Source organism: Bacteroidales bacterium, assembly GCA_018334875.1.
Lineage (GTDB): Bacteria > Bacteroidota > Bacteroidia > Bacteroidales > UBA12077 > JAGXLC01.
This window is the reverse complement of the sequence record JAGXLC010000166.1, coordinates 1-8,853: the sequence shown is the minus strand read 5'-3', so window position 1 is coordinate 8,853 and position 8,853 is coordinate 1. Positions and strand designations below refer to the sequence as shown.

The 8,853-nt window shown below is 43.8% G+C and carries 8 protein-coding genes; 4 read left to right on the top strand and 4 right to left on the bottom strand.

What is annotated here, in order from left to right; all coding sequences use genetic code 11:
• Nucleotides 1-182: hypothetical protein (locus KGY70_12960; GenBank protein ID MBS3776096.1), on the top strand; the 182-nt coding region annotated here is incomplete at its 5' end.
• A 334-nt stretch (nucleotides 183-516) separates the two neighbouring features.
• Here KGY70_12960 and fkp read toward each other — a convergent pair.
• From fkp to KGY70_12940, 4 genes are all read right to left on the bottom strand, one after another.
• Nucleotides 517-3,384: a bifunctional fucokinase/L-fucose-1-P-guanylyltransferase gene (fkp, locus tag KGY70_12955; GenBank protein MBS3776095.1), complete on the bottom strand. Its 2,868-nt coding sequence runs from the start codon at nucleotides 3,382-3,384 to the stop codon at nucleotides 517-519.
• A 126-nt stretch (nucleotides 3,385-3,510) separates the two neighbouring features.
• Nucleotides 3,511-4,284 (bottom strand): Fpg/Nei family DNA glycosylase, encoded by a 774-nt coding sequence (locus KGY70_12950; GenBank protein ID MBS3776094.1) that lies wholly within the window; start codon nucleotides 4,282-4,284, stop codon nucleotides 3,511-3,513.
• Between the two features lie 683 nt (nucleotides 4,285-4,967).
• A complete protein-coding gene (locus KGY70_12945; protein MBS3776093.1) occupies nucleotides 4,968-5,858 on the bottom strand; it encodes a cation transporter in 891 nt (296 codons plus the stop codon).
• 119 nt (nucleotides 5,859-5,977) lie between these two features.
• On the bottom strand, nucleotides 5,978-7,165 hold the full coding sequence (locus KGY70_12940; protein ID MBS3776092.1) for an iron-containing alcohol dehydrogenase: 1,188 nt from the start codon (nucleotides 7,163-7,165) through the stop codon (nucleotides 5,978-5,980).
• A 232-nt stretch (nucleotides 7,166-7,397) separates the two neighbouring features.
• Between KGY70_12940 and KGY70_12935 the strand changes: the two genes are divergently transcribed.
• The 3 genes from KGY70_12935 (at nucleotide 7,398) to KGY70_12925 (ending at nucleotide 8,850) form a co-directional block, all read left to right on the top strand.
• On the top strand, nucleotides 7,398-7,844 hold the full coding sequence (locus KGY70_12935) for an Rrf2 family transcriptional regulator (protein ID MBS3776091.1): 447 nt from the start codon (nucleotides 7,398-7,400) through the stop codon (nucleotides 7,842-7,844).
• Between the two features lie 119 nt (nucleotides 7,845-7,963).
• Entirely contained in the window at nucleotides 7,964-8,473 is a 510-nt protein-coding gene (locus KGY70_12930; GenBank protein MBS3776090.1) for an RNA polymerase sigma factor, read from the top strand.
• Between the two features lie 77 nt (nucleotides 8,474-8,550).
• Entirely contained in the window at nucleotides 8,551-8,850 is a 300-nt protein-coding gene (locus KGY70_12925; GenBank protein ID MBS3776089.1) for an SHOCT domain-containing protein, read from the top strand.
• Nucleotides 8,851-8,853: the final 3 nt, after the last annotated feature.

Genomic DNA, 8,853 nt, shown 5'->3' with positions numbered 1-8,853 from the left:
TGTTAAAGCCTTATCCTTCGGAGGAGATGAACGCCTATCCCATCTCAGGGAAAATCAAAAATCCCAGGGCAGATGGAAAAGAGCTTCTTGAGCCTGTTGGGGAACGGATTGAACCCGAACAGGATTTCCAGCTCCGCAAAGATCTTCATATCAGGGGTATGGGTAATCCCCGTAAGAAGTAACAGGGCGATCTGAGCGGCTTACCTTCCTTGAAAAGGATGGGAACGGTCAGGACCGGAGTTAATGGTTGTTACTTAGAGTCTGTCTGGAATGTCCGCTGGCTGCGTTACGCTCGTTTTTCATGCCAGTCAATTACATCAAGTAAATTCCTGGCATTCAAAACTCCCAAGCCTTGCCAGCGAACATTCCAGACGAGACTCTTTCAAATCTCTTTGAATTTATAGATAGACACTACTTAATGGCCGGGTAAACGATTATGCTTTATTAAAGGTAATGTAACAAGAATACTCTAGTGGTTACAACACTGGTTCCTCCGGTTTTTGTAAGATAAATATATCAGCTTCGGGTGACCAGCAATCCTGAGCCGGACAGGTCAAAATCCACAAAACGGGCTCTGGAGTTCGGGGGATGCTGGGTCAGTATCTCTTTTATCTTTTGGGCGGCACCTTCATCTTTGGCTATCATGAACATAAACCCGCCGCCTCCGGCTCCGGCCAGCTTTTTCCCCGACAGATAAGGGTTGATTTTGTCCAGTATTTTTTGAACTTCCAGAGGGTTGGTGCCTTCGTCTAGCTGTTGATTTAGTCTCCAGCTTTCTTCCAGGGTTCTGCCCAGATCTTCATAGTTTCCCCTTTGAATGGATTCAAAGGCATCCAGCACATGGTACTGCATATCCTTCAATATGCCAAGTACCCGGGATTCGTTGAGGAACATTCCCTTTACGATCTCGGCAAGTATATTTTTGGCCACGCGGGTAATTCCTGTATAATACACCATCATTCTGGATTTTAGTCCGCTATGATGAAACAGATGGTCCGGAAGCCATTTCATGACCGGGGTCTGATCAAAACCGGGAGCAGTTTCAATGAGTTTAACGCCGTGCAGCAGGCCTCCGAACTGATCCTGCCATCCACCTCCGGTGGTCAGCAATTGTTCAAGAACAAGGGTTTTTTTGCCCAGCTCGATTTTGTCCCATCCCAGGTTACACGCATCGGCTATGGTCCCCAGGATGGTTGCCGCCAGTATGCTGCTGGTTCCAAGGCCCGATCCTTTGGGGACAGCAGCCAGGGTGTTGATCTCAAGTCCTCCGCCAAAGTCTTTTAGCTGTTCCGTTAATGAGGAATACTTCTTACGGCAGAAAGCCGGACTGAACCCTGCAAGCACGAGGGCTGCCTTTGATATGGCAAAGGCCGAACCTACATCACGGAAATCGTTGAGCGCTTCATAAGTGGTTACTTCTTCTTCAATGCCCAGATCAATGGAGCGAAATATAATGGAATGCTTCCTGCCTTGTTTGACAAAGCATTGCAGGGGTGCCTGTCCGTTCATGTTCAGGGCAAAATTGATGACTTTTCCTCCGTTAATCAGGCAATAGGGTGGGGTATCCGTCCATCCCCCTGCTATATCAATTCGGACCGGACTTCTGCCCCATACGATCTGGTCGGAGAGCAAGTTCATTTCGGGCTGAACCGAAGCGGTGATCCCGGAATCTGTCATAAGGTCTCTTAAGAGCTCAAAGGCTTTTTGCTCATAGGCGGAACCGTCTTTGCCTTTAAATTCCTGAATCTTTGCACGGAACATGTTGTCATGAATGTGGCTCATACCGGGAGCCTTATCATTCAGCTCATCGGGCAGGGGCAGGCCGGCTTTCAGGTAATGTTGGGCCAGGTCCTTCAGATCAAGCTGATAAAATATGGACTTTTCATGATTTTTGGCTAATGCGGGAATGATCTTTCTGCTGTAATGCAGTCTTTGTTCATAAAGCCTTTGCAGATTGGCCTCTGAAAGAATATCCGAAGCCGAGAATTTAGGGGCCCGGACATATGTCTCCGAATTTGTCCGGTTTGGCTCCTTATCGTCTATCATCCACTGAATGAAATCCCTCGTAATATCTGACCTATCAAGTACCGGGAAGAGTGGGGCATCCTGAATATCTTCCTTAAGGGATAAAAATTGGGTTATATCCAGGTTTCTTTTTTCAAACCATTTTTTTATACTCTTTCCCTGCCACCGGGTATATGCATTATTTACGTTACCCTTGAATGTGTCCGAAAAACCATAGGGGCGAATGCAATATTTATCGGGCTGCACGGGAATAATATCCAGGCAGATACCGGAAGGGATATCCAGGTGCCAGTCATTTTCAGGAATCCCGGTTAAAATATGGTTTTTTCGCAGCTTCCATTGTTGCCCGATGCATGAATTTTCTATCCAGATGTTTCGGTGTTCGTTGTGAAAACGGACATTCGTCAAAGCATTTAAAGTAAAGATGCTGGGATGGGGTTTGATCCGGCGATGCCAGATTTCCCGCTGGTCCAGAATGCGGTTTTGTAACATGACACACGAATCAATAAGTTCCCGGGATTTTCCGAAATGATAGAATTCCGCTTCGTTGAGGACCAGAACCGCTACATCCAGCCCATTGATCTCTTTATCCTGCCCGGCGGGTGTGGTACCCATCTTGAGTCCGAATTCTCCGTAAAGATCAAAAAAATCGGGTGTTTTGTTCACAAAGTTCTGTGTTTCTTTATTCCAACCGCTTTTTTCCATCAATATCTGCACGGCCCGGTCGCTTAAAAGCCATACCCCAACATCAATCAGAAAGTCGTAATCCTTCATCAGCTCCCTGATTTTTTCATTATCGGGCTTTTGAAGCATAAACGCGAGCCGGTCGGTGTTTTTTCTTTCCATGAAAAATACACCGTGGTTTTTTGCCTGGTTGGGTTCCGTCCACAAGCCAACACATACGATATCGGCATTGGGAATTTCCGGTAGCACGGCTTCATTTAAAAGCAATACATCACCGCTGGCAATCATCGTATGGAGGTGCGGGGGTGATTTGTGTACCATTTTCGTGAGCAAAGGCAGTTGCAGATCCAGAAGTTTTTGGTGCAGGCGTTGGCCCCGGCTCCATCGGAATACCGGCAGGGGAGTGAGTACTTTTCCAACAGGGGCATAGGAAGGAAGCCTCCTGCTTTGCCCGCCTCCATGAATGATGATCTTATTTTCTCTGTTCAGCCATTCAGTGAAAGGCTCATTGCTTTCCGATTTCCAGCAACGAGAGAGAATATGGGCCGTGCCGCCGCCAGATCCCACATGTTTATCGTGCGGATCGCTATCTACATACCATTGCTCTTTGTTTTTATTCTCCAGCCGGTGAAAATGTTTTACTACATTGGGAGGCAAACTGATAAGGTGTTTCATGGCACGTATTATATTACTGTTAAATCAAATTTTTTTTATACCAGGCATTCCGAACCAATGTTTATTAGTACTTTACCGGTCAAATTCTTGCTTTTTTTGGCAAAACTTGCCCGGTAAGGAACCGAATTATTTCTGACAATTGGGGCAATAATAAAAATTTCTCCCCGAAACCTGATCTTTCTTGACTTCACCTCCGCACGCGGGACATTGTTCTCCCTCTTTCCTTTTGGGAATGATAAACCAATCCGGAAAGTTACCGGGGTCTGCATTGTGTTCTATGGCTTTGTGCAGCACTTCCTTTATATACTGAAAGAGGGATACCTTTTGATAATCCTTCAGCTCGGAAATTTGCGTTTTTGGGTGCATTCCTGCCTGGAAAAGGATCTCGTCCGAATAAATGTTGCCTATTCCGGCAATGATGCCCTGGTTCATGAGCAATGACTTGAGTGTTCCCCTTTTTTTTCCAATTAGATCCTGAAATTCTTCCAGGTGGATCGCTAAGGCATCCTGTCCTACTTTTTTCTTCTTTTTGAAAACATCCGGATCGTCTGACAGGGATATCCGTCCGAGCTTTCGCGGATTAATAAAATACAAAGCATATCCGTTGGAAAAGATAAAGCTGGCCCTGGTGTGCCTGTGTTTTTCTCCGTTTCCGTATTTTAGCCAACCGGTCATTCCGAAATGCATGATCAGGATACTTTCTGCGGTGGTTGGCAAAAGCAGATATTTTCCCAGTCTTTCAGCCTTTGTGAACTTCTGGCCCTGAAGCGACTGATTGATCTTGTTTTCTTCTACTTCTGCTATTTTGGGCTCATCTACGGTCACTTGTTCGATCTCCCGGTTCAATGCATTTTTTTCGGCATATTGTCTGAATATTTCTACATCTGGCAGTTCGGGCATGGTTTCGATTTTTAGTGTACAACAAAATATGGCCTCTAAAATATGAAATTTTTCGGGTGCATGTTAACCATAGCGATGCAGACTGATCTTCTATTTGACTTTATGGACAGAGGCTAACCCAGATAAACTGGAACTTAGCGTAGCGATCTCATAGCCTGTCTTGCCTGAGGGAAAGCGTAATGAATAAATCTTAATTTTTAAACTCTAATTTCTAATTTCGAAATTCTAAACAATATCAAATGACCAAATAAAGAAATTTCAAAACAAACCAATATGCAAAGAGCATTCATGAAAATCTTCTTCGGTTTTATTTTAACTAAGTTTGAATACGATGTTTTGATCGTATCCGTCCGAGCAACCCATCTTGCATATGGTAAGCCGACCTGTTAGCTTTGCAGGTAAAAACAAGACTTATGCAAGATACTCGTAAGCAAGACAGGATGTTCGCCCTTATTAAGAAATGGGAAGAATCTCCATTAGCTGACGGATTGGACATTAGTATTTACCTGCCCGCTGGCAGGCGGGGAATTTAGAATTTAGAATTTAGGATTTAGATTTTAGATTTTAGGATTTTAGGATTTAGAGTTTAGGATTTAGAGTTTAGAATTTAGAGTTTAGAATTTAGGATTTAGAGTTTAGAATTTAGGGATTAGAGTTTAGAATTTAGGATTTAGAATTTAGAGTTAATCCTGTTCAGGCATGCCTGCAGGATCTGCATGAATGGTGGCTGTCATTTCAAGGTTGTCCTGAATCGCGTTTTCCAGTTTTTCAATGTGGCCATGTGCCTCTCTCAGACTCATATTAGGTGGAAGGGTAATGTGAAAGGTCAGCTCCACATGTGCCCCGTACCGGTGGAGATGGATGTGATGAATTTCCGGATCAAACCCAAGACTCTGATGGCTAATTTGATGCAGGTTATCAATCAGATTTTCCGAAGGTTTTTCGCCCATCAGCGGATTGATGGCATCCCGTATCACCTCGTAAGCAGCCCAGGCGATCATACCGGCCACGATGATGCCCAATACTCCGTCGATCCACCAGAAATATTTCCCCACGAATATCCCGGCCAGGATCAGCACCGAAGATATGGCATCGGTGCGATGGTGCCATCCGTCGGCTTTCAGCGTATTGGATCCCGTTTTTCTTCCGGCCCAAAAGGCATACTGGGCCAATCCTTCTTTAACTGCAATGGAGGTAATAACCGCAACAAGAGCTATTGTTCCGAATTTGACAGTTACTTTTGAGTTTAACCGCTCGATGCTTTCCGTAACAAAATTGAAAGTAATAAAAAGAAGAAATATTCCTATAACCAGGGAGGCAATCAGTTCTGCCCGCCCATGACCAAAGGGATGATCCCGGTCGGCCGGTTTTTTGGATATCTTTGTGCCTATCAGAACGATAACCGAGCTAAAGGAATCGGAAAGGGTATGCCAGGCATCAGCCATCAGGGCAACTGAGCCGGTAATTATACCGGCCCAGTATTTCAGAACAAATAAGGCTATGTTCCCTCCTATGGCAAGCCAGCCTTCTATATAACCCAGACGCGTACGGTTATAAGTTTTTTTGTTCGTCAATATTGAAATAGATTTTTAAAGATTTTGATTATTAGCATTCCCCGCCTGCCGTCGGGGCAGGTATTTGATATTTGGAATTTGATGCTTCAGCTTTTTGGTGCTTTGGTGTTCTTAAACGATTAATTCTTCTCATAAGCTTCCTTCTCATCTGCCAGCCGATAGATGTTTTTTATATCCTCTTTGGTATATCCTGGAACACCCATATAATTGGACAGAAAATCGGCCTGTTCTGCCAGGGCATCATAATCCGGGTTCTCAATTCCGGCTTCCTGGAATGTTACCGGGGTTCCTATGCTTCTGTACCATTTTTCCAACTCTTTAATGGTAGTATCTGCCAGGTCTGAGGTGCTTCCGGGATCGATCCCCATCACATTCCGTCCAAACAATTCAATCCGGTGGCGCACGTCTTCTTTTTTATATTTCATCCATGCGGGAATGACGATGGAAAGGCCGGCACCATGCGCAATATCATATATTCCGCTGAGCGGATGTTCCATCATGTGGCAGGGTACGTAGGCTCCTTTAAAGCCTCTCTGGCCAATGCCGTTCCATGCCAGGGTAGCGCCCCACATGATGTTGGCCCTTCCGTCATAATCATCGGGTTTTTCCATAACCCTGTCTGCGCTTTTCATAATCCCCCGGATGATCCCTTCAATATAGCCATCAACCACCGGAACAAATTCTTCCATCGAATTGAAATATCCTTCCACCAGGTGGGCGATCATATCGGTGCAGGCATGGGCTGTAGTTTCTTTGGGAATGGAATATGTTAAACTGGGGTCGAGAAAGGATACTTTCGGATGAAGGGCATGTGCAACGAAACCGCTTTTTACCTGGTTTTCCTCATTGGTGATCACCATCGATCCGTTCATCTCCGTACCGGTTGCCGGCATTGTGAGTACGTCGATGAGGGGTAAGGCTTCGTTGACCGGGACCTTTTGCATGAAAAAGTCCCATACGTCTGCATCTGATACAGCCCCGGCTGCAATGCTTTTGGCTTCATCGATGACACTGCCTCCCCCGGCAGCAACAATTACATCCACCCCTGAGCTCTTGCATTTTTTAACTCCTTCCCTTGCGTGGGATAAAACCGGATTGGGCTTAACTCCAGGATGTTCAATGATTTCAATGTTTGCCTTCTTTAAGGCTTCCACTACCTGATCATAGACGCCAAGCTTTTTGATGCTCTTCTGACCGTACACCAATAACGCTTTCTTCCCGTAGGGCTTTGTTTCCTCCCCGATTGAGGGTAAATTTCCAGTTCCAAATACTATTTTTGTCGGATTGTGAAATGTAAAATTCTCCATAATTATTGATTTTTATAGGTTTTGACTGCGTTCGACTTCCAGCGAAAACGTTGGCTCACTGAAAGCATTCAAAAATAATAAAAATCGACTTTATAGTTAAATCCAGTGAACCTGATTGTGGTTGGTGACAACCCAAATTGTGAAAATTTCTTAAAAAATTTGATTTGGGTTGATTTATTATATATATTTGTTTCCTACTAATCATATAGGATAAATAAAGTAATTAAGGATTATGAAAGTCAATACCAAGACACGATACGGCTTAAGAACCATGATTGAAATTGCTTTACAGGAGAATAACCGGGGTATCCTGCAAAAAGACATTGCAAAAAGGGAAGATATCTCGGAGAAATATCTGGATCATATCATTGCCGGCCTGAAAGCAGCCGGACTGATAACAAACGTGGCCGGTAAGAAAAGCGGATACATGCTGACCCAGCCGGCAAATAAGCTGACCACCTATGACATTTATAAGGCTTTCAATAATGATCTGGCTTTAGCCGACTGTCTTGAACAGGGTAAGCAGTGCAACAAGGAAGAATTTTGTGCGGCAAATGATTTCTGGAATGAATTGAATGATCACATAAAAGAAAAAATGAATTCGGTGACGCTTAAACAATTGGCAGAACAACAAAATGAACTGAATAATCAATCCGGCCCACAGCTATATTATATCTGAGACCGGAGAATACCTGAATTTGTGGAAATATGACTTACTATGAATGCGTATAAGGCAGTTTGAATCTATAAAAACCGAATGCTATGAAGATTCCTAATAATAATAAAAACCAAACAGTTATGAACCCGGTACAATTTGACAAACAACTCATCCAACTGGAAGACAAACTGGAAAGGTATGCCCTGAGTTTAACTTCTGATCGGGAAGATGCGAAGGATCTGCTTCAGGAGACCTTTCACAAAGCTTTGGTCAACAGGGATAAATTCATCAGAGGTTCCAGCATGAAAGCATGGACCTTTACCATCATGAAAAATACATTTATTAACAACTACAGGAAAAAGCAAAAAGAAAAAATGTATTACGATAAAACCGATAACGACAATTTTCTGAATCGGACTGATGAAAGTTCGCCCCTCAGGCCGGACAGTGAATATTCTATCATAGAGGTCAACAGGAAAATCGAAGAATTGCCCGACGAATTCCGTGTGCCTTTCAAAATGTTCCTTTCGGGATATAAATACAAGGAAATAGCGGAGAAGCTACAACTTAAAATGGGCACCATCAAGAGCCGCATTTTTTTCACAAGAAAAAAATTGTATGTAAAACTCCTGGATTACAGGAACGAGTAAGGTATGAACAAAACCCGGGGTGTTGTTGTCTGTTGAATGAACAACATTATGGTAATGCGGGTAGACCCGTAAGAGGGATGTATATTGATAATTGTTACGGGATACACCACAACACAAATGATTGTTATAAACGAATAAGAAGAAAGGAGTTTACAATGCATGGATTTGGAGGCATGGGATTTGGAATGGGCTGGGGCTGGATTATCGGCCTCATTGTTCTGGCCCTTGTTATTTGGCTTATTGTCCGAACAAGTGTTCAAAACACGGGAGTTACCCAATCTTCTTACAGGTCGGCTCTGGAGGTTCTGAAGGAAAGATATGCCAGGGGCGAAATTGATAAAGATGAGTTTGAGGAGCGAAGGAATGATCTGAGTTAGATT

Bases quoted from the DNA above. Each gene is read 5' to 3' on its own strand.
- fkp (MBS3776095.1), bottom strand. From the start codon at position 3,384: ATGAAACACCTTATCAGTTTGCCTCCCAATGTAGTAAAACATTTTCAC.
- KGY70_12950 (MBS3776094.1), bottom strand. From the start codon at position 4,284: ATGCCCGAACTGCCAGATGTAGAAATATTCAGACAATATGCCGAAAAA.
- KGY70_12940 (MBS3776092.1), bottom strand. From the start codon at position 7,165: ATGGAGAATTTTACATTTCACAATCCGACAAAAATAGTATTTGGAACT.
- KGY70_12935 (MBS3776091.1), top strand. From the start codon at position 7,398: ATGAAAGTCAATACCAAGACACGATACGGCTTAAGAACCATGATTGAA.
- KGY70_12930 (MBS3776090.1), top strand. From the start codon at position 7,964: ATGAACCCGGTACAATTTGACAAACAACTCATCCAACTGGAAGACAAA.
- KGY70_12925 (MBS3776089.1), top strand. From the start codon at position 8,551: ATGTATATTGATAATTGTTACGGGATACACCACAACACAAATGATTGT.